We start from the raw sequence: 23,280 nt of genomic DNA on the forward strand, positions 1-23,280 counted from the left end.
GACGCAGGCGGGACCGGGGCTGGCCCGGTCCCGCAGCGTGGAGATCAGCCCTCGTCAGCAAGGAACCATTGCTGCGGACGATAGGGGTAGGTCCGATAGTATTCGTAGGACCAGGTCTTGAACTCCGGGAAGTTCTTCAGGCCGTTCCGATGGTAGATCGGGTTCGGCGCCTGGACCGTGCCGATGAAGAGCAGGTTCTCGGTCATGTTCTGCACCAGGCGCTGACCGATCTCGTTGCTCTCCTTCGTGCCGACCGGAGCCGACTGGAACGCGTCGATATCGGCGAGGAGCGCATCGACGAATGCCGGGGGCTTCACGCCGCTCGCACCCTTGCTGTCGACATATTCGGCCCAGAGCATGCCGTTACGGCCACCGAAATAGTTTTCGAACGGCGGCTGGAACAGCTCCGAGTTTCCGAGAACGATCGCCAGCGGCTGCCCCTTCTGCCACATCATGACGTCGAGCTGGTTGGAGGACTGGGCCGAGCGATACTCGTCCGGGGTCACTTCCTTCACCGTCGCCTTGACGCCGACATCGGTCCAGTTCTGAGCGACCAGTTCGACCAACTGGCCGGAAATGCCCTGCGTCGCGAACTGCAGGTTCAGGACCAGCGGGGAGCCGTTCGGAAGGTCACGGGCACCGTCACCGTCCTTGTCGACCACACCGATCTCATCCAGCAGCTTCTTGGCCAGATCCGGATCGAACTGGGCGTAATGCTTCTCCCATTTCGGATCGACGAAATCCGGGGTCGGGGAGAAGGCGATATACTGCTTCGGCTGTCCGAGATCGAAGAAGGCGACTTCGTTGATCTCTTCGCGGTTCATGGCCACGGACATCGCCTGGCGGAACTTGAGATTGCCGAAAACCTTCCGCTTTTCCTCGTCCGTCGAGGTCACGTTGAAGGCGAAGGTCGGCATCGCGATGGTCGGCTTCAGGTCGACCGTGTAGCCGCCCTTCTCCTGGTTCTCCAGCATGATCGGCGCCGACGGCAGCTGCAGCGACTGCGACTTGTAGTCGATCTCGCCATTGACCGCCTTCAGGATGCGCACCTCGTTCTCGTTGATGTGCACTTCGTCGATCTCATTGATGTACGGCAGCTGGTTGCCCGCCGTATCGACCATATGGAAATACGGGTTGGCCACCAGATGACGGCCTTCCGTGCTCTCCGCGACGACGATGTGGGATTCCAGCGTCGGATAGACCGCCTTCGGCGCCTTCGCGACCTTGTCAGGATGCGCCAGCATCAGCGACGGCGTGTCGGTCCAGTCGGAATTACCGTAGTAGGCGGAGATCACTTCGTAGCCGCTATCGAAGCCGAGCTTCTTGGCGTTGGCATCGGCATCCGAGCTGTATTTCGGATGATACATGCCGAGGAAATGCTTCGGCATGAACGGCTGGGAATAGTGCGTCGCGAAGTGGGCGAGCAGGCCCGGCTTCGGCGCCGGCAGATTGAAGACCACGGTCTCCGCATCCGGCGTATCCACGGTCATCCGCTCACCGGCGACGAGGACGTAATCCTTCGGCTTTTTGATGATGTTCTCGTCGAACACCATGTCGTCGTACCAGAACTTCACGTCCTCGGAGGTGAAGGGCGAACCGTCGGACCATTTGTGGCCCTTGCGGAGTTTGAAGGTCAGCTTCGTGAAGTCGCCGTTCCACTCCCAGCTCTTGGCGACGTTCGGCACGATGGTCGCGAGATCATCGCTGTAGCGCACCAGGCTGACGTGGCGCACGGAGAGCAGGTCGGAAGTACCGGCTTCCGGTGCGTTAGACAGACCGTCCAGAACGCCGCCATAGGTGCCGATCTCGGCATAGGGCACGACCACGAGCGGCTCTTCCGGCAAGCGCTCGGCGAGCGACGGCAGTGCGCCATTGCCCTGGATCTTGCCGTTCAGATCGGCCGATTTCGGATTGGCCGCGAAGCTGAGCTTACATCCGGCAGCACCTTCGAACTCGGCGAGTTCGTACTGCTGCGGGAAGGCACCGGCCTTCACGCCTTTCATGTCGGCGACAGTGATTTGCGGACAATCGGCAAGCGCCGAGCCCGCGAAGGCGCAGAGAGCTACGCCAGCGAAAAGAAACGATTTTCCCATGAAGTCCCCCAAGGATTTTCCTTGCCGAATCTCTCCACCCAGAGATTCGGACTGAACGACGCTATTCGCCGTTCATTAATTTTGCAATGCAGTACGATGACGCTTTTATGACGCTCGCGCGAGTCCGAATTGTTGCCGAACATGTTCGCTCGCACGCCCATAGGTGATTCGTTCGCGCAATTCCGGGCGTTTTTAGTGTGCAGCGCAGCAATTCAAGGAATAGCGCGTCGGCGCGCCTCGTCGCAGCCTGTTATGCCGCTGGGCGCGGCAGGTTCCGGAGACGTTGACTGCGTTCAGCGCTCCAGAGCGCGCATCGACTGCGCATGAGCGGCGCGGAATCTTTCCAGCATGTCGGCCCCCGGGTGCCCTGAGCCGCCGGCGACAGCATCCTCAACCTCCGCCGCCGCATCGGCAATTTCGGACAGTCCGAGCGACGACGCGGCGCCTTTCAGCGAATGCACCAGCCGCCGCGCCTCTTCCGCAGCTCCGCTCTCAAGCAGCTCGCAGAGCTGAGCGGGACTGTCGCCAAATTCGTTTCGGAATTTCGCCTGCAATCTCATGACAGTATCCCGCGGAAGCATCAGCCGCTCGGCCGTTTCGTTCAGTTCGGAACCGACCGGGTCCCCCGGCTCGGACACCGGTTTGCCGAACGGCGCGGCGCTCAAAGCGAAGCGGTTGATCGTCGAGATCAGTTCCGCAGCCTCGAACGGCTTACCGATATGCGCCACCATGCCAGCTTCGCTGCATCGCTCACGTTCTTCCGCGAGCGCGTGTGCCGTCATGGCGATGACCGGCAAATGCGTGTAGCCGAGCTCCTCGCGGATTTTGCGGGTTGCGGTCAGCCCGTCCATTTCAGGCATTTCGATATCCATCAGGACGGCCGCGTACCGGTCCGGTCCCTCGCGCTCCAGGGCTTCGAGGACCTGCAGACCGTTCTCGGCGACGTCGGCCGTTATTCCGGCATTTTCCAGAACGCCAAGAGCCACCATGCGATTCAGCTCAACATCCTCGGCAAGCAGAACATGGATGCCCGTGCCCGTCGCAGTGGGATTTTCGCCTGCCGGCCGAAGGCGTTTGCGAACCGGCCGACGGTCCGATCCGGTTTCGAAGAAGGCCATCATCTGGTCGATAAGGAAGGAGGTGTTGATCGGCTTGTTGACGCAATGCTCTACACCGAGGGTTCGGAGCTCGCCCGCTATACTCTGCATGTCTTCGGCAGAGACCATGATAATTGCCGGCACCCGAGCCCGAGCGGCCTCCTCCTGGATGCGCCGGATCGCCTCGACGCCGTCGACCCCCGGCATGCGCCAGTCCATAAGAACCACCGAAAAAGGCGACTGATCCTGCGCCTTGCGGTACAGCTCGACTGCTTCCTCGCCACCGGAAGCCACATCGACCTTGAAGCGCAGGCTGGTGAGGGTTTCTCTCAAAGTCTCGCGGACGATCCGGTTGTCGTCGACGACGAGCACTTTGGTCGCCCGGGGGTCGATGCCCTCGAAACTCCGCCGCGGCGCAGCGCCTTCGACCGGCAAGTAGGGGACGTGGAAATAGAATGTGCTGCCTTCACCCGGCGCACTCTCCACTCCAATGCTTCCGCCCATGGCCTCGACCAGTTCCCTGGAGATGCTGAGCCCCAGTCCGGTACCACCGTGGGTGCGGGTGACGGACTGATCCGCCTGAGTGAACGGCTTGAAGAGATTGTCCACCTGCGCGGCAGACATCCCGATTCCGGTATCGCGAACGGAGCAGCGCAACCACTCCCGCCCGTCTTGCTCAATGCGCGAAACATCGATCAGGATCTCGCCGCGCTGGGTGAATTTCGCCGAATTTCCCGCAAGATTGATCAGCACCTGGCCAAGCCGAAGCGGATCGCCCAAGAGCACGGACGAAATGGTCCGGTCGACCGTGATCACCAACTCGTTGGCGTTCTCCTCGATTTTGGTGCTGACGACGGTTGCGAGATTTTCGAGTACCTCGTCGATATCGAACTCGATTGCCTCGATCTGCAGCTTGCCTGCCTCGATCTTGGAAAAGTCCAGAATGTCGTTGATCAAACCCAGAAGCGAACGGCCGGCGCGGGCGACACGCGACATCTGCCCGCGCTGATGATCCGAAAGCTCTGTCTGCAGGGTGAGATCGGTCAGGCCGATGATCGCGTTCAACGGCGTTCGAATCTCGTGGCTCATTGAGGCAAGAAATTGCGCCTTCGTCTTTTCACCCGCTTCCGCGGCAACCCGCAAAGCGGCCTGCTCATCGGCGAGTTCGGCGAGATTGGCGTTAGATTCCCTGAGCTGAGCCAGAACGCGGGCCTGCTCGCGGTCGAGCGCCAGGATCTTCCAAAGGCTGAGAGCGCCGGCCGCACCGACGAAGATCAGCACGATGAATGCGGCATACCAGTTTTCCCGGTTCTCCGACGCGACCAGGCCAGGCTCGACAAATCCAACCAAACGCCAGACCGACCCGGGGATCTCCACACTGGCTCGAACTTCCCGCAATTCCTCCTTGGTGAGTTCTATCTCCCGATGCGCGGCGATCATGTCGCGCGCTCCGTCCGCAGTGACTTCGATGAGATTTTCACGATCGCGATGCACCAGGGCGAGATGGTGCCCCGGACTCTGGTAAGAGCCGATCAGCGACTGAAGCACGAGCGGATAGAAGCTCACAAAGAAGACGCCGTTGAGCTTTCCGTCGCTGCGCCACGGCGCCATGATATCGAAATGGTAGTTGTTGGCCTGCGGATGAATGACCGTCTCGTAGGTCGCATGGTTGGAGCCGGCGAAAAGCCGCGCGACATAGCTCTGGATGTTTTCCTGGCATTGACGCCCGACGAACCCCTCCAGGTCGTCGACAAGGTCCGTCCCGTCCCGATTGGCCAGGGTGAAAGTGAAATAGCTCGGAAACCAGCGGCGCAGACTCGTATCTATACGCTGGCGCAGATCCTCGTCATCAACATCCTCGGCATACGCGGTGAGCAGTTCCTGGTTATCGTAGGCGAAGGCTTCAACAAGCCTCTGACGCCCGGTAACGAACTGCTCGACCGCGTTCGCAGCTTCACGCGCTTCGGATCTCAGGATCTGGGTGTGCCGCTTTTCGTTTTCCGCATTCTGGAGGTAGGCAAAATAAACTGATGCGCCGGCCACCAGCAGCACGGCCCCCAAAACAAGCGCGATCGTCGCCCGCGTTCCGGACCTGCCGAAATCGCCCGGCGCGTCATTCGAGGAAGTTGTCATGGGTCGCGTATGCCGTCTGAGAATGATGCCGTGCTCTGCCTATAACGGAGTGGGCGAGACGTGGACAGGCCCTGCCTCGCCTTTCCGCACTTCGGCATGCAAATCACTCAGAAGCCTACACAAACATCGCTAACCGAACCTTAAGACCGGGAACGTGCTGAAATACCCCGTCAGCCTTCCTCGCCGCCCGGCACGGAAACATGCTTGGCGATGTAGGCCGGCTCGCCCATGCGGCTGATCAGATCGAGCTGAAGTTCGAGCCAGGACATATGGCCTTCCTCGTCGAGCGCGATTTTCTCGAACAGGACGCGGGATCCGATATCGCCGTCTTCCTGCGCCTGCGCGGCGGCTTCAGTATAGAACCTGATGGCTTCCTTCTCGTCGTCCAGATCCGCCTGGAACATATCGTTCAGGCTCTGGGCGCGGGCCGGGCTCTTGTAGAACTTGATCTCGGCATCGCCCTTCAGGAACATGATGCGTTCGATGAACGCGTCGGAGTGGCCGAGTTCTTCCTGCATTTCCTCGCGCATCTTCGCGGCCATCAGATCGATACCCCAATCCTCGAGGACGTGGGCGTGGAGCTGATATTGGTGCGCCGCGGTCAATTCCATGCTGAGCGCCTTCTGCAGGTTGGTCAGGGTCTTCTTTTTGGCCATTTCGGCAATTCCTTCCAATGTTTCGGGTAGGCTTACAGAGACCAATGCGACGGCGCCCAAAATGTTCCATCCGGCCCCGTGCATTCCAAGTGGAAATGGCGATCCGCCTGCCGTCCCACCATTGGTCAGATTGTCGCTGGCAACCCCAGAACCTCTCCGGTCCGGATCACCGCCGGGTCATAGGCCTTGCGCGCGAAAACCGTCCGGACATCCTCGACGAAGCTTTCCAGAGAGTCGCTCTCGTAAGCCGGATCGAAGCTTGACTGGTCCCAGCGCTCGCAAAAATCGGCGCAGCTCGCGAAACAGGGATGATCCTTGAAGCGGTCCCGGGCATTCCGGTCCCAGCCATAGTGATGGCCGTAGTAATAAGACTGGAAGAGCCCATGGTGTTCGACCACCCAGGAGACTTCTTCGCGCACGAAGGGCCGCAGGATTTCCGCCGCCATGCGGTCATGATTCTGCGGCGCCAACCGGTCGCCGATATCGTGCAGCAGAGCGGCGACGACCCAGTCGATATCCGCCCCGTCGCGTCGCGCCCGCGTGGCCGACTGGAGCCCATGCTCCAGCCGTGTAATCTTGTAGCCGGCCAGCGTGTCTTCCGCCTGCGCCGCGAGTTCCGTAAGCAGCCGATCGGCGGTTCCGGCACGATACGGCTCTTCGAGCCGGTCCAGAAGCTCGTAATCTTCCTTCGTACCGTCCTTCATCTGCGTGAAGGACACCGTTGCGCTGTCCGCCATCCCGTTCTCCCGACGCTCGCCAAAAGCAGCCACACTACGCCAAACAGTCACCGGCGCAAGCCGCGGGCTGAGCGATGAAATTAAACCCGCTGGTAAAATATTGCAGATATGTGACAGCATGCGTCCTCCCGGAGCGGTTGACCCCGCATCCGGCCCGGATAGCAAAAGGGGTACATGATGCAACGCCATTTCAGAACAACGGCGCTGGCCGGCGCGGCCGCCGCCTTCCTCTCATTCGGAGCCGCCACCGCGGCGAGCGCAGAAGACATCGCCGGCCATGACGGACTGAATGCGACCTACTGGGTGCAGAATGCGGTCGAATACAAGGCGAACGCCTATGCGCTCTATCAGCTCGCGATGGTGCGCCTCGACCAGGCCCTGGCCGACAAGAGCTGGACCGCCGCCCTTGAACAGACCGGCGATTACCAGTCCAAGCCGCCGGCTGTCATTCTCGACATCGACGAAACCGTGCTCGACAACTCGCCCTACCAGGCCTGGATCGTCGAGAAGGACAAATATTACAGCTCCAAAACCTGGGGCCCGTTCGTCGAGACCCAGACCTCCCGGGCCATTCCGGGGTCCCTCGAGTTCACCAAATACGCCAAGTCCAAAGGCGTTAAGGTGATCTACGTCTCGAACCGGAAAGCGCCCGGCGAGGACGCGACCCGCGCCAACCTGAAGAAGTTCGGCTATCCGGTCGACGAGGACACGGACGTCGTCCTGCTGCGCGGCGAGAAGGAGGAATGGAAGTCCTCCAACAAGACCCCGCGGCGCGAAGCCGTGGTTGCCGAGTACCGGGTACTGCTTCAGCTCGGCGACAATCTCGGCGATTTCACGGACGAAAACGTGAAAGGCTCCCCGTCCGAGCGTCTGGAGACCTACAAGAAGTACCAGGCTATGTGGGGCAAGCAGTGGATCATGTTCGCGAACCCGACCTACGGCTCGTGGGAAGGCGCCGCGATCAACAACAACTGGAAAGCCTCCAGCTCGGAGAAGCGCGCCATGAAGCACGCGATCATGGACGAGTGGGAAGGCCCGAAATAATTACTCGGGGCCTGTCAGCCCCGACCTGACTCAGGTACAGCCCGGCCCTCTGGCCGGGCTGTTTTCATTAGGCCCCCGCGCTTTCGATCTGCGGCACCGGGGCCTCAACTGCTTCTGATGTCACCCGGGACTCCGGGAAATGCACCGTGACCGTGGTTCCGACATCTTCCTCGCTCTCGATGGAAACGGATGCCCCGTGAAGTTCGGCGAAGCGGCGCGAGAGGGGCAGCCCCAGTCCAGTGCCCTCATGCGTGACGGAACTGTTCCGGCGCAACTGTGCGAATGGCTGCATCACCTTCGGGATATCCTCTTCGGCAATCCCGACACCGCTGTCTCGGACGCCAAGATCGAGACCGCCATCCTTCGAGCGAGCAGCGAATAGAATAATCTCGCCGCCCTCTCCGGTGAACTTGATCGCATTGCTCAACAGATTGATGAGGATCTGAAAAACAAGGCGCTCGTCCGCGATCAGATCGGGCAAGTCCTCATCCGTTTCGCTCTGCACCGTCAGCCCCTTCTGCACGGCGCGCTGCAATAGCAGGCCCGACGCGCGCTGCAGACTGCGCGAGACATCGAGCCGGGTTTCATTGATCTCTGTCTCGCCCGCCTCGATCTTGGTCAAGTCAAGGATATCGTTGATGACGTTCAGGAGGTGCAGCCCGGCGCTATGGATGGCCGCCGCATATTCGATCGTCTTTTCGCTTGTCACCCAATTCTGATCGCCGCTCTTCACGATCTCGGAAAACCCGACGATCGCATTCAGGGGGGTGCGCAGTTCATGACTCATCAGCGCCAGAAATTCGGTCTTCGCGCGGTCCGCGGCCTGCGCGGCGGCCTGGGTCTCGCGGAGCAGATCGAGTTCGTCGTTGCGCAGCTCGATCATCTCCTCGAGATCCTCCTCACGCGTTTCGATCAGGCGCAGGAGCGCCCGCTGACGCAGAAAAAAGAAGACGACGACCAGCAGCGTTCCGATCGCAAGCGCCGCAGCAAGCTGGTACGCGATCAACGCCCGTTGCTCGCTGGTCTGGAACTCGACGAAATCCTTCTGAAAGGACTGCCAGATACCCTGTTCGATCTCTCCGGTTTCCCGATTGATCGACCGCATGTTTGCGGCAAAAACCGGGAGCGAGGCCGCCGCCGCGTCAGGCGAAGAAGACTTTTCCAGGATCGCAAGGTTGGCCCGGATCAGGGGAACCACCTGATCCGCCACGGGATGATCGTTCGAGAGCGCGCTCGCGGCAAAACCGATCGCAGCCTTGCCAAGGCTGATACCCTGCTGCCGGTCCTCTTCGCGCCCCGTCTTCAAATAGGTCAGATAAGCTTCATAGGAGCGGCTGCTCAACAGCGAGACCTTGAAGGCATGGCGGATCGCATCCGCGCGCAACATGGTCTGGTCCGATTCCGATACCCGGATTGGGATCCGTTCGATCTCACGAATAAAATACAGACCGACAATGATCAGGAGTGCCCCGAAGGCCAGCCCGAAAGAGAGATAGCCGCCTCGTGTCACCGGAACTCGACCTCCTGGATCATCCAGAGCCAATTGGGAAGCCGCAATCTGAAGGCTTCCTCTTCGGGGTCGAAATCGACATAGACAATCCGCGCCGGACCTTTCTTCTCCAGCCCGAACCGTTCCCCGCGCAAACGGGTGACAAACAGGATCCGGTACTGCTCCCACTCGGTTTTATCGAACTCGATCCGGTAGTCGTCGATGGCTGAAATCTTGATCGACCTGACCGACGGGTCTCCGAACTTCGCGACCAAGCGATCGAGAAGCACTCCGGCATACCGAACCCTCAGTTTCTCGTAAGGATTAAAAACCCTCTCATGCACGACGCCGGCAGAATCGATCTCCTCGACGGTGAGGTCGTGCGTCGCTCCGTCGAAGGTCTTTCCCGTCAATCTGATTGTCTGCGCAGCCGCATCGCCATGCGAATTCAGCGTGCAGAAAAAAAGAAGCATCAATCCCGCAAGTACACGGACGGCCGTGCGTAGCCAATGAGGTCGCGTACGACCGCGCACCAAATTCATCCTCTGGGACTCCTTGGGAAGCTGGATCCGCACTGCCGCGAATACAAACTCCCGATTACCAGAATACAAGGCACTATACCCCTTTGGCCGAGAGGATCTGAACATTCAATTTGCTCGAAATACGCTGTGGTTCGTTACAAAATCACAAAAGCGGTCCGAAATTCACCACATCGTATCCAGAACTTGTAATATTGTCGACAATCTGACATCTTCAGCATCAAATCTCCTTAACAGAGCCGAACATGCGCCACTCCCCCTCAGAAATTCGCTATGTTTCCTTCGATTGCTACGGGACCCTCACCGACTTCCAGGTCGGCCCCTTGACGCGGAAGAGGCTCGCCGGACGCGTTTCAGCAGATTCGATCGACAGGTTTCTGGAGGACTTCACCGCATACCGCTTCGACGAGGTGCTGGGAGACTGGAAACCCTACCCGGAAGTTCTGCATCGCGCGCTGGAGAGAACTTGCCGGCGCTGGAATATTCCCTTCATGGAGCAGGATGCGGAGGCCATCGTTGAGGCAATCCCCGGCTGGGGACCGCATTCAGATGTGCCGGCGCCGCTCGCGCGTGTCGCTGAAAAACTGCCGCTGGTCATACTCTCCAACGCGGCGGACAGTCAGATCCAGTCGAATGTTGCCCTGCTCGGCGCGCCGTTTCATGCCGTGCTGACAGCCGAGCAGGCACAGGCTTACAAACCCCGCCTCCAGGCCTTCGAGTACATGTTCGATACGCTCGGCTGCGGACCGGAGCACTTCATGCATGTCTCCTCGAGCCTGCGCTACGACCTGATGTCCGCAAGCGATCTCAGGATTGGCCGCCGGGTTTTCGTCGAGCGTGGACACGGGCCCGGGAACCCGGCTTACGGCTATCAGCAAATCCCGGATCTGAGCGGCCTGCCCGGGCTGCTCGGCCTTGCGGGAACGGACTGACCCGTGGCACGCGCGGAACGGATCGAACGGGTTACCCTGCCGCTGCAGATCGCCGAGAGGCTCCGCACCGACATTCTCGCGGGCACATATCCCGGCGGCGCTCAATTGCCGGAAATGGAGCTGGCGATCACCTTTGGCGTCAGCCGCGGACCGCTGCGCGAAGCCTTGCAAAGGCTGGTCCAGGAAGGCCTGCTCCGGAGCGAACCGCATCGCGGCGTCTTCGTCACCGAAGTCGGCGAGGAGGATCTGAAGGACCTGTTCTTCGTCCGGGAGACACTGGAAACAGCGGCACTCCGGAAAATCTTCGAGGCGGGCACCCAAAACAAGGTTTCGCGCGACCTGATCCGGATTGCCGAACGGATGGACCGTGCAATGAAGGCTGGCGACAAAATCTCCGGCGGCGATCTCGATTTCGAATTCCACAGAGTCCTGGTCGATGCCGCGCAAAGTAAAAGGCTCTCGCGCACCTATGCCTCCGTCCAGACGGAAACACGCCTCTGCCTGCACAGGCTCATGGGCGGCTATCGAAGTAGCCGTGACCTTGCAGCCGAACATTTTCGGCTCGCAGAACTGATCGAAACGGCCGACCTCCCGGATACCCTCAAGGAACTAAAGAACCATCTTGGCGATCCGGCCCGGCATCTCAAAAACACGCCTACCTAAGAACGGAACTGACAGTGACGGATATTTCTCTCGATCCGGTCAGGATGACGGATCTCGATGCGATCATGGATCTCGTCGCCGGCGTGTCCTGGCCCCACAGGCGCGAAGACGTCGCTCAATTCATGCGCCTCGGCGGCGGCCGACTGGCAAGAGACGGAACGGACGGGCGCCCGCTCGCGGCCGGCCTCTACTGGACTTTCGGCGACGAACTGGCACGGATCGGCCTTGTCATCGTCGCTCCGGAATGCCAAGGCCGCGGTATCGGGCGGAAACTGGTCGAGCAACTGCTCGCGGATGTCGCACCGCGCCCCGTCGTCCTGCTCGCGACGGAGGCCGGCCAGCCGCTCTATGAGAGACTCGGCTTCACCACTTTCGACCGGTCGCGGCAATATCAGGGCACATTCACCGGTCAGCGCGCAGACGATCCCCGCATCGCCCCCGCGAGCTGCAGCGATCTCGGACGGATCGCCGAATTCGACGCCAACGCGTTCGGCGCCGTGCGGCGTAAAACGCTCGAGGACCTCGCATCCGCAGGGCACGCCGTCATGATGACCGAAGATGGGCGGCTCACCGGTTATGCGATCTCCCGTGCCTTCGGTCGCGGCAATGCCATCGGACCGATCGTCGCCGGATCCGAAGCCGATGCGATCGCCCTGTTTCGCGCCCTTGCACGCCCGGGTTTCGTCCGGGTCGACTGCCCCGAGGACGCCACCTCCCTGGTTGCGCATCTCACCGGCGCCGGTCTTGCCGATGTCGGCGGCTCGCCGGTCATGTCACTCGGCCCCTGGACTCCGCCGGCGGGTCAGCTTCGGGTCTACGGGCTCGCCAGCCACGCTCTCGGCTAAAAAGGAAATCGAGATGGATCGCATCGCAATTATCGGCCGCGGCATGATCGGCAGCGCGGCCGCCCGACACCTCGCCGGCATGACCGACGGCATCGTTCTGGTAGGGCCGGACGAGCCCGACGAATACGCCGCTCATGAGGGGGTGTTCGCGAGCCACTACGACGAAGGACGGATGACCCGGATATCCGATGCCGATCCGGCCTGGTCAATCACCGCCAAGCGCTCCATCGAGCGCTACGGCGAGATCGAGGCCGAGAGCGGCATCCGGTTCTTCACGAAATCAGGCTATCTCGGCATCAGCACGGCGGGATCGGATTATCTCGACCGGGCGAAGGAAACCGGCCTCAAACACGGCGCGGATCTGACCTCGTTGGACGCGGACGGTATCCGCGGCCGTTATCCCTTTCTCTCGGTGGCGGACGGCACGAGAGGACTGCAGGAAGTCGGGGATGCCGGCCATGTCAGTCCGCGCGCCATGGTCGCGGCTCAGACCGAGGCCGCCCGAAGACGCGGCGCCGAGATCGTGCAGAGGCAGGTTGCAGCCCTCCGCCCCGTGCCAGGCGGCGTCGAGATCGAGACCGACGACGGTTCGGTTCGCCAGGCGGAGCGGGTGCTGGTCGCCACCGGCGGATTTACCGATGCCTGCGGTCTCTCGCCGGAAGATCTGAAACTCCGTGTATTCGGGCGCACTGTCCTGCTCGCGCGGATAGAAGGCGCGCTCACCGAGCATTTCGCCGCCATGCCGACCATGGGACATGCCGAGAGCGGCGCCTATCTGCTACCGCCGATCCGCTATCCGGACGGCCACTCCTATATGAAAATCGGGATCGGTTCAGTAGAGGACCCGGCCCTGCGTACCCTCGAAGACATGTCCAATTGGTTCAAGTCGGACGGTATCGAAGAGAACCGCACCCGGTTCAGAAGCTTCCTTCTGGACCTGATGCCGCGCCTCGTGGAATGCCGGAGCTGGCAGAGCAAGAGCTGCGCGGTCACCTGGACCGCGACGGGCCTGCCCTATATCGACTTCGTGCAGGACGACCGGATCGCGGTCGCGGTCGGCGGGAACGGCAAAGGGGCGAAATCCTCGGACGACTGGGGCTGGATCGCGGCCCATGTCGTCAGCGGCACGGAGTTCGAGCATCCGGTCGGGCGTGACCGTCTGCGGATCCCGGCGCGTTAGGCCATCAAGACCGGCGCGGCGCCGAAGCGAGGGCCTCGAGGAAACGGCGGCGCCAGCGCTGCAGATCGTTCTGGCGCAATACAGACATCATGGACTGGTAGCGCTCGACGCGGTCGCCCAGCGGCATGCGGAGGGCGGTCTGCAATCCCTCCATCATCCCCTCCTCGTCGAACGGATTGACGATCACGGCACCGTCCATTTCCGCCGCTGCGCCGGCGAACTCCGACAGCACGAGCACGCCCGGGTCCGCCGGGTCCTGCGAGGCGACATATTCCTTCGCCACCAGATTCATCCCGTCCCGCAGCGGCGTCACGCAGCCGACGCGGGCGATCCGGAAAAACCCGGCCAGCACCTCGCGGCGGTAGCTCTTGTTGAGATAGCGGATCGGGACCCAGTCGAACTCCGCATACCTCCCGTTGATATGCCCGGCAATACCTTCGAGCTCCTGGCGGATCTCCCGGTAGATCTGCACGTCGCCGCGCGACGGCGGTGCGATCTGCATGAACGTGACGCTGCCTCGGTTTTCCGGATAATTGGCGAGCAGGCGCTCGTAACTCGAGAAGCGCCGGTCGAGTCCCTTGGAATAATCGAGCCGCTCCACCCCGATCACGAGCTGCTTGCCGCCCAGCGAGCTGACGAGCTGGCGCGCCCTGTTGGAGCGAACCGCTTTTTCCGCCGCTTCGGCCATATCGTCGGGCCGGATCGAAATCGGAAAGGCCTGGACCCTCACCGACTTTCCGAAAGCGTGCGCCGTGCTGCCGCGGACTGTCCCACCGGGAAGGCGGCGGACATATTCGAGCAGGTTGCGCGCATCGTTTTCGGTCTGGAAGCCGACGACGTCATAGTCGAACAGCGCCTTTACGATCTCCTCGTGCTCGCTGCAAGAACGCAACATGTCGGGTGGCGGAAACGGGGTATGGAGAAAGAACCCCATACGGTTCCGAAGCCCCATCCGCTTGAGCTCACGCCCGAGAATGAAGAGATGGTAGTCGTGCACCCAGATACGGTCCTCCGACTCCAACAGCGGCTCCAGATGGTGGGCGAAGAGTTCGTTCACCCGGCGATAGCCCTCGGCATGCGCACGGGAGTACTGCATGACGTTCAGTCTGTAATGCAGCAGCGGCCAGAGCGTGGAATTGCTATAGCCGACATAGAAATCGTTATAGTCCTTGCGCGAGAGCGGCATGGTCGCGCGCGAGAAACGTTCGCCTTCTTCGACCTTGACCCGGATCGGTCCGCTATTCTCGATTTTGCCGTTCCAGCCGAACCAGAGCCCGCCGGTTTTTGCGAAAGCTTCTTCCACCGCAACCGAAAGACCGCCGGCTGAAGCCTTGCCCTCCTCGATCGGCGCGACCCGGTTGGAAACGACAATGAGACGGCTCAAAACGCATCCTCCCATTTCTGGCTGAGTCGCATGGCGCACTTGATCATGCCGACCATGGAATAGGTCTGGGGAAAGTTCCCCCAGAGCTCGCCAGTCGCGGGATCGACATCTTCGGAGAGCAGTCCGAGCTTGTTGCGGCAGGCCAGAATGCCGTCGAACATCTCCCGCGCCTCCTCCTCGCGTCCGGTCGCCGCGAGCGCTTCGATGAACCAGAAGGTGCAGACATTGAAAGCGGTTTCCGGCACACCGAAATCGTCGGGGGCGACATAGCGGAAGAGATGATCGCCCTTGCGCAGCTGCTTCTCGATCATCGCCACCGTGCCGACATAGCGCGCGTCGGTGCCGGAATGGAACCCGAGCTCGTTCATCAACAGCAAGCTCGCATCCATCTGATCGCCGCCGAAGGTCGAGACGTAACTGCCGAGCTCCTCGTTCCACGCCTCCTTCATGATGCGCGCGCGCATGTCGGAGGCATGCTGCCGCCAGGTCGCGGCCTCGGCCGTGTGCCCGATCCGATCGGCGATCCGCGCCAGCCGGTCCGCCGCCGCCCAGCACATCAGCGCCGAGAAGGTATGGACCGAAGCAATGGTCCGGAGTTCCCATATCCCGGCATCCGGCTTGTCGAATTTCTCCACCGCCATCTGCCCGAGCTTGGCGAGCTCGCGATAGAGTTCCTCGTTTCCGGGACGCCCGATGCGACTGTCGAAGAACGTTTGCGCGGCGGCGAGGATGACGGAGCCGTAGACGTCGTTCTGGATCTGCGTATAGGCGGCGTTGCCGACCCGGACCGGCCCGTTTCCGCGATAGCCCGCGAGCCCGTCGACCGTGTATTCGTCCAGCTTGTGTGCGAGGGAAAGACCGTAGAGCGGTTGCAGATCCTCACTTCCCACATTGATCGCGATATTGCTGATGTAATTCAGATAATGCTCAAGTGTCTTCGTCGCCGAGAGACGGTTGAGCGCATGGACGACGAAATAGGCATCGCGCAGCCAGCAAAGCCGGTAATCCCAGTTCCGCTCGCTGCCCGCCGCCTCCGGAACAGAGGTCGTCATCGCCGCCACGATCGCGCCGGTTTCCTCGAAGGTGCTGAGTTTCAGTGTGATCGCCGACCGGATGACGACGTCCTGCCATTCGAACGGGATGGAAAGGGCCCGGCTCCATTCGCGCCAATAACTTTCTGTTCGCTCCCGGAAGGTACGGGCCGTTTCGGACAATCCGCTGGTCAGGCTCTCGTCGGGTCCGAGAACAAGGCTCAGCGGCTTGTCGAGAAGGAACCAGGTTTCCTCCAGCAGGTATGAGATCGTCGCGTCCGTCGTCAGACGCATCGTATGGTCCGGCCCGACGAAACGAATATGGTTGGAGCCCCGGGTGATCGTCGGGCGTCCCGAGCCATAGTCGGTTGTCGGACGGATGCGGACCCGTATTTTTGGGCTGCCGGCCAGCGGCCGGATCTGCCGGACGATCATGGTCGGATGGAACATCCGGTCGAAATTCCGGAAGCGCGGACAGAAATCGACGATCTCGAGGCAGGCGCCCTCGCGGTCCGTCATGGTTGTCACCAGCACCGCCGTATTCGGCTCGTAGCGCTGGCTGGAGTCGACCATGCCGTCGATCTCGATGCTCCAGAAGCCGCGCTCGGCGGCTTGCCGCTCGGCGGCTTGCCGCTCGTCGGCGAGCAGCGAGGAGAAGAAGGGATCCCCGTCGAAGCGCGGGAGACAGCACCAGCGGATCTCGCCCGTCTCGCCGATGAGAGCACTGATCGCACAGTTTCCGATCATTCCGAGTTCAAGCGTGCTCATGTAGCGGTCCCTTTTCGCGATCAAGAAGCTGTTCCAGCCAGTCATGCACGGCCGCCGGAGAAGAAAGCCTGTAACGTGCCGCTGTCTTGGCGTCGGGCGGGCCGACATGGATCGAGATGCCACCCCGTGCATTACAGGCGCGGAAACCGTCCTCGTCGGTGACGTCGTCGCCGATAAAACATGGGATGCGCCCCGCGAACGGCGGCTGAGAGAGAAAGGCCTCGACGGCCGCTCCCTTGTTGGCCGTCGACGGCTTCACTTCGACGACCATCTTGCCCTGCAGCAAGGCGAGCGCATTCCCCGAAGCGGCGACGATACTGGCAAGAGCCCGGTGCACGTCCGGCCCAAGGTCCGGCGCCGCCCTGAAATGCACAGCAATGGCCTGCCCCTTGTCCTCGACCCTCAACTCAACGTGTTCTGAGGCAAGTTGCTCGGCACGGGCGCGGATCGCTGCAAGCGCGGAGTTTCGGCTCTCCTTGACCGTCGCCTTGGGTTGCGTCCCCCCCCGAATCTCAAGCCCGTGAACGCCCGCGGCCGGAAGGTGCGGCAGGTCGAGATGACGGTCCAGATCCTGGAGGCTGCGGCCCGTGACCAGAGCCAATGCTCCGTCCGCAGCGCGGCAGAAATCGGCGAGCAGCGACGGAAGTCCGTCAGAGACCACGATGGCGTCGGGACGATCGGCGATATCGACCAGCGTGCCGTCAAAATCGAGAAAATAGGCCCAGTCCGCTTGCGGCGGCGGTGGCAAAAGATCGACGATCATGACCTCGCGGAATGAATTGGTGGCGGCTTTGATCCTTCGACGGCGAGTGTAACAAAGCCCGTCGCCGTGGCAACCGGCCCGCCATACCGAGATCGTAAGACGGGGCAATCGGGAATCCCTGCGCCTCGCCCTACCTGTTCCGATAGATCAACGCTTGCGCGGCAAGATTGGCGTCTTCGCCGAGGATTTGCGGCTCCACCGGAACGTTCCCGACCATGAAGCCGGCGCATACGCCCGCCCCTGTGCCGTACGGGAGGATAAGGCGGCGCCAGGCCCGCGGAGACAGCCAAGCCGGCGATATATGTTCCGAGTATATCGGCCGACCGGTACGGTAGACCGCCAGATAGCAAGCCCGGTAGAGCAGTGCCGACGATGTGCCTGTCTTCCGCGCGAGATCGGAGACGGTCTGCCCGGTCCAGTCGTTACGGGCGAACTCCGCGATGCCGGTGCCATAGACCCGATAGCGCGCATCGAACCCGTCATCCAGAACATCGAGCATCATGATGTTGCCGATGGCCTCACGCAGCTCGAGAATGTCGAGATCCTTGCGGTCAGGCAGGTGACCGAGCTGCTGCCTCTTGTTCAGCCAGTAATCCAGGAGAACCTGCAGCTTCGGCTCCGGCAAATCCCGCCGTTCGTCAGCGAACCAGAGTTCGGTGCAGCGCGGATCTATCGACTGAAAGGGCCGACCCGCGATGATGTGCTGCGCTGACGCATCAATCCGCTCCGGAGCCGGATCGTTGAATTCGGGCTCTACATTCTGCTCGACCCGACCGTGTTGCTCGGCCAACCCGCTTCTCCTCGTTTCCGCCATGAGGTGCAACAGAAGCGTATAATGGGCCAACCCATCCTAATTTTCCATGAATGACTGGCTGCGTCAGACGAGCTTGAGATTGGCCTGGATCGGTGTTTTGCCGACGACCTCGAAAGACTCACCGCTGGCGAAGGAGCCGGAGACGACCTTGCCTCTGGCACCGATCTCGATCCGGGCCGTTTCCATACGGACGGAAAATCCCTTCGAGGAGTGCTCTTTCATATTCCCTTCGAATACTTCTCCGCCGATCTCGAGAGAAATCGGGTCGGTGCGTTCCTGCCGCTCTTCGCTCCGGCGGTCCGCACGCCGGATCTTTTCGATGAATGCTGCTCCTTCCTCCTGCAAATCCTGCGACTGTTCGGTCACGTAAGCGGAAGATTGGGAGACCTCTTCGGCCATAGCGGCCGATTTCCGGACGCTCTCCTCGACGAGACTGATGGCCTGCAGCGCATCGGCCGTTCCGCGATGGGCTTCGGCAGCGCTCTGGGATATCTCACGGGTGACGGCGTCCTGCTCTTCCACGGCCGCCGAGATCGCCGAGGCTGAGTCCTCGACCCGCGACATGGAGGACGCGATATTCTCGATACTGGTCCGGGTGTCGGCCGCCACTTTCTGCATGCTGCTGACCTGCTCCGAGATCTCGTCGGTCGCGCTCGATGTCTGGTTCGCCAGCGTCTTCACCTCGGAGGCGACAACCGCGAACCCCTTGCCCGCCTCGCCGGCCCGCGCGGCCTCGATCGTGGCATTGAGTGCAAGGAGATTGGTCTGCTCTGCGATATCCTGGATCAGTCCGACAACACCGGAGATCTTGGCCGCCGCCTCGTTGAGGCCTTCCACGGTCTCCCGGGTATTCGTCACCGCCTTCGCCGCTTCGACCGCGATCGCCGTCGATTCCGAAACCTGGTGAGAAATCTCGCTGATGGACGCCGACATCTCCTCCGCCGCCGAAGCGACACTTTGCACGTTCTGGCTGGCTTGCTCGGCCCCGCGCGTCGCATTTGCGGCGCGGTCAAGGCTCTCGGTGGAGACGGCATTCATCTCGCCCGACTTTGAGGACAACGAACCGGCCGAATCCAATAGATTGGTCGACACCCCGGTTATCGATGCCTGGAACTGATCCGAAAGTGATTCAAGGCGGTTACGGAAATCGGCCGCCTGTTCTTCCAGGTAGACGGAAATCGCGAGTTCCATATCGAGCATCACGGCCTTGTCGATCGCCTCGACCAGAGAGGCCGCCTTTTCGGCAGCGCGCGATCCGCCCCATCGGGTCAGGCAGAATTTCATCGCAAGCCGATGAAGTGCCGTCAGGGCAGTCGCGTAACCGCCGATATACCAGCGGGGCTCAAGTCCCAAACGATTGTGCACTCTACCGATACGCTGAATTGACTCGAAATATTCCGACCCGAATTCACCGGAGAACAGCCGTTTCCAATGCTCGCTCTGCGCATCCTTGGCATGCCGCACCCGATCCTCGGAGACAAACATCTGCGCCAATTCCGGCACCGTCAGCACATGCTCGTAAAAGCCGTCGAGCACGGCCTCTAGGTTTCGCGCGAGAATGGGGCTGAATTCCACCAGCAAGTCGCGCGTTTTCTGGTCTATCCGCAGAAACGCGATCCTGTCACCGGTATTCAAGGAACTATGGCTCATATCCATTCCGCACCCCAATCCACACCGCAACGCATGGTTTCCATTAATGGTTATTAAAGTTTATCGATTAGTTAACCGAAACCGGAAATTCAAGGCAAAAAACCTTTTATTTTTTAATATCTTAGAACTAACTCAGATCAAAAACCAGATCCATATCAACAACTTATTGGTGTGGTATTGAGGCAATCTAATTCCCAAAAAGTGGATTTCATAACCTAGTACTCGCTCGAAATGGATTATTTGGTTAACAAAACACGGGCCGGTCGAAACCGGCCCGTGCAACGCAAGATGTGCCGAGCGGAACGGCAACAACCTGAAGATGCCGCTAAGCTGCGGATTTCACCCCATGCAGATGGCGCGAAACGCATCCGACATGCCGGTGATCGGTGCCACAGCAGCCGCCGACGACTTTCAAGGACGGCAGGACGCAGCTCATCTTCGCGTAGAGATCACCGAACTCCTCCGGGTTGCCGTCGTCCAGTTCCTCTGCGACATCAAGCTCGGCATGGCTGAGTCGCGAGGCGTTCGCCCTGATCCCGCCGATCCGGCCGATCCAGCTCTCGCCCGCATTGAGTGCGTGCCGAAAATGATCAGGGTGCGCGCAATTGACCATGTAGTAGAGAGGAGCGTTGCCTGTCGCGTCGTCCGTTCTCCCGATGGCGCTGCCCAGGCTCTCGCCACCAGGAAGACGGCCGTCGGTCTCGACAGTGTACGAAATCACAACCGGCACGCCGCATTCCGTTCCGGCCTTCGTAATACCGACAGCCTCGCCGACATTGGTCATCGTAATCGCAGAAATCATATCCACACCGGCCTCGGACATCACTTCGATCTGCGGCAAGTGCATTCGCCGCGCCTCATCGGCCGTCGGCACCCGGTCCGGCGCGTACCCGTCACCAAGCGGGCCAACCACGCCATTCACAAGAATGGGCGTTACCCGGTCCTGCCAGTCACCCCTGATCTCCTGGGCGAACGAAACGGCATCCCCGGCTAGTCGCAGCATGTCACCTTCGGTTTTGCCAAGTTTCGGCCCCCAGGCGGTAGCGGCACGCCACGAATTCGTATCGAGCACGTACCCTGTTCCGGCTGCCTCGGCCATTCCCAGGAACTCATTGAAGTAGCGCCGCATCGCTAACCGCGCATCGGCCTCATCCAGCAATACCAGGGCGGCGAATTCCGGCGCCTCGAAGCCTTGCTGAAAAAACAACCAGGTTTCGAACCCGCCATCGGTCAGGAACGGCTTCTTCGCATTTATTAAATTCTCGATCTTCTTCATCGAATGCTCTCAATATCTCCGTCATGGACCGGAAGCACTACAGCGCCCCAAGCCCCATCGGATAGTCGACCCGTGGTGCGGCGGAGCTCTTGCTTTCCCATGCCTTTATTTTCAGTGGGATACGCCACGCCGGCTGCGCGGGAGGACCTGCGCGGAAGCGGTTTCCATACCGGGGGTAAAGTTTTCCGGACCCGGGAGGCGGGCGGGGCACAGCAGAGAGTGACAAAGGTCATTTTTTGCAGCTGCGAAGGTTGACATCCGACTTTCCGTAATTATTTTCCAACCGGTCGGAAATTAATTACCCGGACAGAAAATGGTCGGACGCCCGAGAACCATAGACCGTGAAGCAGTGCTGGATGCCGCGCAGGCCGTCGCAGCGCGCGACGGCGCGGCCTATCTGACGCTGGAAGCGGTCGCGACCGAAGCCGGTATCAGCAAGGCCAGCGTTCTATACGACTACAAGAACAAGCAGGCTCTGATGAAAGCGGTGATCGAACGGCGGATCGCCGCCGAAGATGCCCGCATACAAGACATCCGGAAATGCCTCGGGGAAAAGCCGAACGCGGCGATCCTTGCGCGCCTGATCGCCGAGTCACGGGAACTTTCCGACGATGACCGCGCCGTTGCACTCAGCCTCTGCGCGAGCGTTGCCGGCGATGCCGAGCTTCGCGAACCCGTCCGGGCAATGATGGCCCAGCGCGTGGCGAGCGTCAGAGATACGTCGGAGGATGAAAGCGGCGCCATGCTCGCCTTTCTCGCCATCGAAGGACTGAAAGCCCTGGAATGGCTCAGTCTCTACGAATGGCCACCCGCGGAGCGCAGCAAGCTGATCTCCGAGATCCGCTGGCTCATCGATCAGAAACCAGAAGAGATCCCCTGCGAGGAAATATCGGAAGACAGCTGAACTTCCATTCCGGAACAGGATCCCAGAACCAACCAAATCGGACGGCGCCTTCCCCCCAGGGTCGCCGGACGTCATACAGGAGCCTTACATGCCTTCCGCAAAGCAGATTCGAAAATTTGCCGTTGCGCTTTCCGCCATCGCCTTTCTCGCCGCCTGCGATGAGGCTACGGACGGCAATCAGGCCGCCGCGCCGACGGCGCGCCCGGCCATGCCCGTCAGCACCGTGGTGACGGTCGCCGAAGACATCCCGGTCGTGAACGAACTTCCTGGCCGTATCGCGCCGACGGAGATCGCTGAGGTTCGTCCGCGGGTCTCGGGCCTGCTGATCGAACGCGTGTTCGAGCAAGGCACGATGGTGAACGCGGGCGACGTGCTCTACCGGATCGACCCCGCACCGTTCCAGGTCCAGGTCGACAGCGCCAAGGCCACTCTGGCGCGTGCCGAAGCGGTCCAGAAACAGGCGCGTCTCGAAGCCGACCGGCAGAAGGAGCTGCGGTCTCGCAAGGTCTCGAGCGCCCAGACGCTCGACAACGCGATCGCCGCTCTCGCGCAGGCCGACGCCGATGTCGCGGCGGCCCGGGCCGGTCTCGCGGCGGCGCAGCTCGATCTGCAATATACCGAGGTCAAAGCGCCGCTCAGCGGACGTATCGGGCGCGCCCTCGTGACCGAGGGTGCGCTGATCGCGACCACGAGCGAGGAACCGCTCGCCATCATCCGCCAGCTCGATCCGGTCTATGCGGATTTCACCCAGTCCGCGAAACAGCTCCGGGCGCTCCGCGCCGGGATCAAGGCCGGTAATGTCTCGCTGTCCGAAGACGGAGCCGCGACGGTCCGGCTTAACTTCGACGACGGCGCGTCTTATCCGCTGACCGGGCGCCTGTTGCTACAGGAAAGCACGGTGGATTCCGAGACCGGCCAGATCACGCTACGCGGCGAGTTCCCCAACCCGGACTTCTCGCTACTGCCCGGCATGTATGTCCGGGTGCGGATCGAACAGGGCATCCGCCGCAACGCAGTCGCGGTTCCCCAGCAGGCGATCCAGCGCGACACCGCCGGACGCGCCCGGGTCTATATCGTGAAAGAGGACAAGACGCTCGAACTGCGTAATGTCGAGCTCGGGGCGGCGACCGGAAACCGCTGGATCGTCGAACGCGGCGTCGCCGTCGGCGAGCAGGTCGTGGTCGAGGGTTTCCAGAAGGTCGGCCCCGGCGCCCCGGTGGCGCCGCAGCCCTGGGCTCCGAAGCAGAACCAGGCCGCGGCCTCCAATCAGTAAGGCACCCCG

Annotated in this window: 19 protein-coding genes; 7 read left to right on the forward strand and 12 right to left on the reverse strand. The window is 61.3% G+C overall.

What is annotated here, in order from left to right; all coding sequences use genetic code 11:
• Positions 1-44 precede the first annotated feature (44 nt).
• The 4 genes from NUH88_RS03160 to NUH88_RS03175 all read right to left on the reverse strand — a co-directional run bounded on the left by NUH88_RS03160 (position 45) and on the right by NUH88_RS03175 (position 6,716).
• Positions 45-2,093 carry an ABC transporter substrate-binding protein gene (locus NUH88_RS03160; protein WP_257769920.1) on the reverse strand — a complete coding sequence of 683 codons (2,049 nt, stop codon included), beginning with the start codon at positions 2,091-2,093 and terminating at the stop codon, positions 45-47.
• 293 nt (positions 2,094-2,386) lie between these two features.
• Positions 2,387-5,323 (reverse strand): response regulator, encoded by a 2,937-nt coding sequence (locus NUH88_RS03165; RefSeq protein ID WP_257769922.1) that lies wholly within the window; start codon positions 5,321-5,323, stop codon positions 2,387-2,389.
• Between the two features lie 170 nt (positions 5,324-5,493).
• Positions 5,494-5,979, reverse strand: a complete 486-nt coding sequence (locus NUH88_RS03170) for a bacterioferritin (RefSeq protein ID WP_257769924.1) — start codon at positions 5,977-5,979, stop codon at positions 5,494-5,496.
• 125 nt (positions 5,980-6,104) lie between these two features.
• Positions 6,105-6,716: an HD domain-containing protein gene (locus NUH88_RS03175; RefSeq protein ID WP_257769926.1), complete on the reverse strand. Its 612-nt coding sequence runs from the start codon at positions 6,714-6,716 to the stop codon at positions 6,105-6,107.
• A 174-nt stretch (positions 6,717-6,890) separates the two neighbouring features.
• Between NUH88_RS03175 and NUH88_RS03180 the strand changes: the two genes are divergently transcribed.
• Positions 6,891-7,760, forward strand: coding sequence for an HAD family acid phosphatase (locus NUH88_RS03180; protein ID WP_257769927.1), 870 nt, complete (start codon positions 6,891-6,893; stop codon positions 7,758-7,760).
• 67 nt (positions 7,761-7,827) lie between these two features.
• Here the strand turns inward: NUH88_RS03180 and NUH88_RS03185 are convergent, their stop codons facing one another.
• Together NUH88_RS03185 and NUH88_RS03190 are read right to left on the reverse strand one after the other, a co-directional pair.
• Positions 7,828-9,270 (reverse strand): sensor histidine kinase, encoded by a 1,443-nt coding sequence (locus NUH88_RS03185; RefSeq protein WP_257769928.1) that lies wholly within the window; start codon positions 9,268-9,270, stop codon positions 7,828-7,830.
• On the reverse strand, positions 9,267-9,662 hold the full coding sequence (locus NUH88_RS03190; RefSeq protein ID WP_257769929.1) for a hypothetical protein: 396 nt from the start codon (positions 9,660-9,662) through the stop codon (positions 9,267-9,269). The genes NUH88_RS03185 and NUH88_RS03190 overlap by 4 nt, the downstream gene beginning before the upstream one ends.
• A gap of 371 nt (positions 9,663-10,033) precedes the next feature.
• On the opposite strand from NUH88_RS03190, the gene NUH88_RS03195 reads away from it, so the two are divergent.
• The 4 genes from NUH88_RS03195 to NUH88_RS03210 are packed head-to-tail and all read left to right on the forward strand — an operon-like array spanning position 10,034 to position 13,408.
• Positions 10,034-10,720 (forward strand): haloacid dehalogenase type II, encoded by a 687-nt coding sequence (locus NUH88_RS03195; protein ID WP_257769930.1) that lies wholly within the window; start codon positions 10,034-10,036, stop codon positions 10,718-10,720.
• A 3-nt stretch (positions 10,721-10,723) separates the two neighbouring features.
• A complete protein-coding gene (locus NUH88_RS03200) occupies positions 10,724-11,383 on the forward strand; it encodes a GntR family transcriptional regulator (RefSeq protein ID WP_257769931.1) in 660 nt (219 codons plus the stop codon).
• A gap of 14 nt (positions 11,384-11,397) precedes the next feature.
• Positions 11,398-12,228: a GNAT family N-acetyltransferase gene (locus tag NUH88_RS03205; protein WP_257769932.1), complete on the forward strand. Its 831-nt coding sequence runs from the start codon at positions 11,398-11,400 to the stop codon at positions 12,226-12,228.
• A gap of 13 nt (positions 12,229-12,241) precedes the next feature.
• Positions 12,242-13,408 carry an NAD(P)/FAD-dependent oxidoreductase gene (locus tag NUH88_RS03210; RefSeq protein ID WP_257769933.1) on the forward strand — a complete coding sequence of 389 codons (1,167 nt, stop codon included), beginning with the start codon at positions 12,242-12,244 and terminating at the stop codon, positions 13,406-13,408.
• Between the two features lie 4 nt (positions 13,409-13,412).
• Here the strand turns inward: NUH88_RS03210 and NUH88_RS03215 are convergent, their stop codons facing one another.
• The 6 genes from NUH88_RS03215 to NUH88_RS03240 all read right to left on the reverse strand — a co-directional run bounded on the left by NUH88_RS03215 (position 13,413) and on the right by NUH88_RS03240 (position 21,094).
• Positions 13,413-14,792: an alpha,alpha-trehalose-phosphate synthase (UDP-forming) gene (locus NUH88_RS03215; protein WP_257769934.1), complete on the reverse strand. Its 1,380-nt coding sequence runs from the start codon at positions 14,790-14,792 to the stop codon at positions 13,413-13,415.
• Positions 14,789-16,591 (reverse strand): glycoside hydrolase family 15 protein, encoded by a 1,803-nt coding sequence (locus NUH88_RS03220; RefSeq protein ID WP_257769936.1) that lies wholly within the window; start codon positions 16,589-16,591, stop codon positions 14,789-14,791. Before NUH88_RS03220 ends, NUH88_RS03215 begins: the two co-directional genes overlap by 4 nt.
• Positions 16,578-17,354 (reverse strand): trehalose-phosphatase, encoded by a 777-nt coding sequence (gene otsB / locus NUH88_RS03225; RefSeq protein ID WP_257769938.1) that lies wholly within the window; start codon positions 17,352-17,354, stop codon positions 16,578-16,580. The genes NUH88_RS03220 and otsB overlap by 14 nt, the downstream gene beginning before the upstream one ends.
• A gap of 130 nt (positions 17,355-17,484) precedes the next feature.
• Complete coding sequence (locus NUH88_RS03230; RefSeq protein ID WP_257769940.1) at positions 17,485-18,144, reverse strand: PAS domain-containing protein; 660 nt, start codon at positions 18,142-18,144, stop codon at positions 17,485-17,487.
• Positions 18,145-18,231: 87 nt separating this feature from the next.
• A complete protein-coding gene (locus NUH88_RS03235) occupies positions 18,232-19,818 on the reverse strand; it encodes a globin-coupled sensor protein (RefSeq protein ID WP_257769941.1) in 1,587 nt (528 codons plus the stop codon).
• Between the two features lie 325 nt (positions 19,819-20,143).
• A complete protein-coding gene (locus NUH88_RS03240; protein ID WP_257769942.1) occupies positions 20,144-21,094 on the reverse strand; it encodes a homocysteine S-methyltransferase family protein in 951 nt (316 codons plus the stop codon).
• A 313-nt stretch (positions 21,095-21,407) separates the two neighbouring features.
• On the opposite strand from NUH88_RS03240, the gene NUH88_RS03245 reads away from it, so the two are divergent.
• On the forward strand, positions 21,408-21,998 hold the full coding sequence (locus NUH88_RS03245) for a TetR/AcrR family transcriptional regulator (RefSeq protein ID WP_257769943.1): 591 nt from the start codon (positions 21,408-21,410) through the stop codon (positions 21,996-21,998).
• Between the two features lie 88 nt (positions 21,999-22,086).
• Positions 22,087-23,271: an efflux RND transporter periplasmic adaptor subunit gene (locus tag NUH88_RS03250; protein WP_257769944.1), complete on the forward strand. Its 1,185-nt coding sequence runs from the start codon at positions 22,087-22,089 to the stop codon at positions 23,269-23,271.
• The last annotated feature ends 9 nt before the right edge of the window (positions 23,272-23,280 follow it).

Origin of the sequence: Nisaea acidiphila (genome assembly GCF_024662015.1) — a bacterium.
GTDB lineage: Bacteria > Pseudomonadota > Alphaproteobacteria > Thalassobaculales > Thalassobaculaceae > Nisaea > Nisaea acidiphila.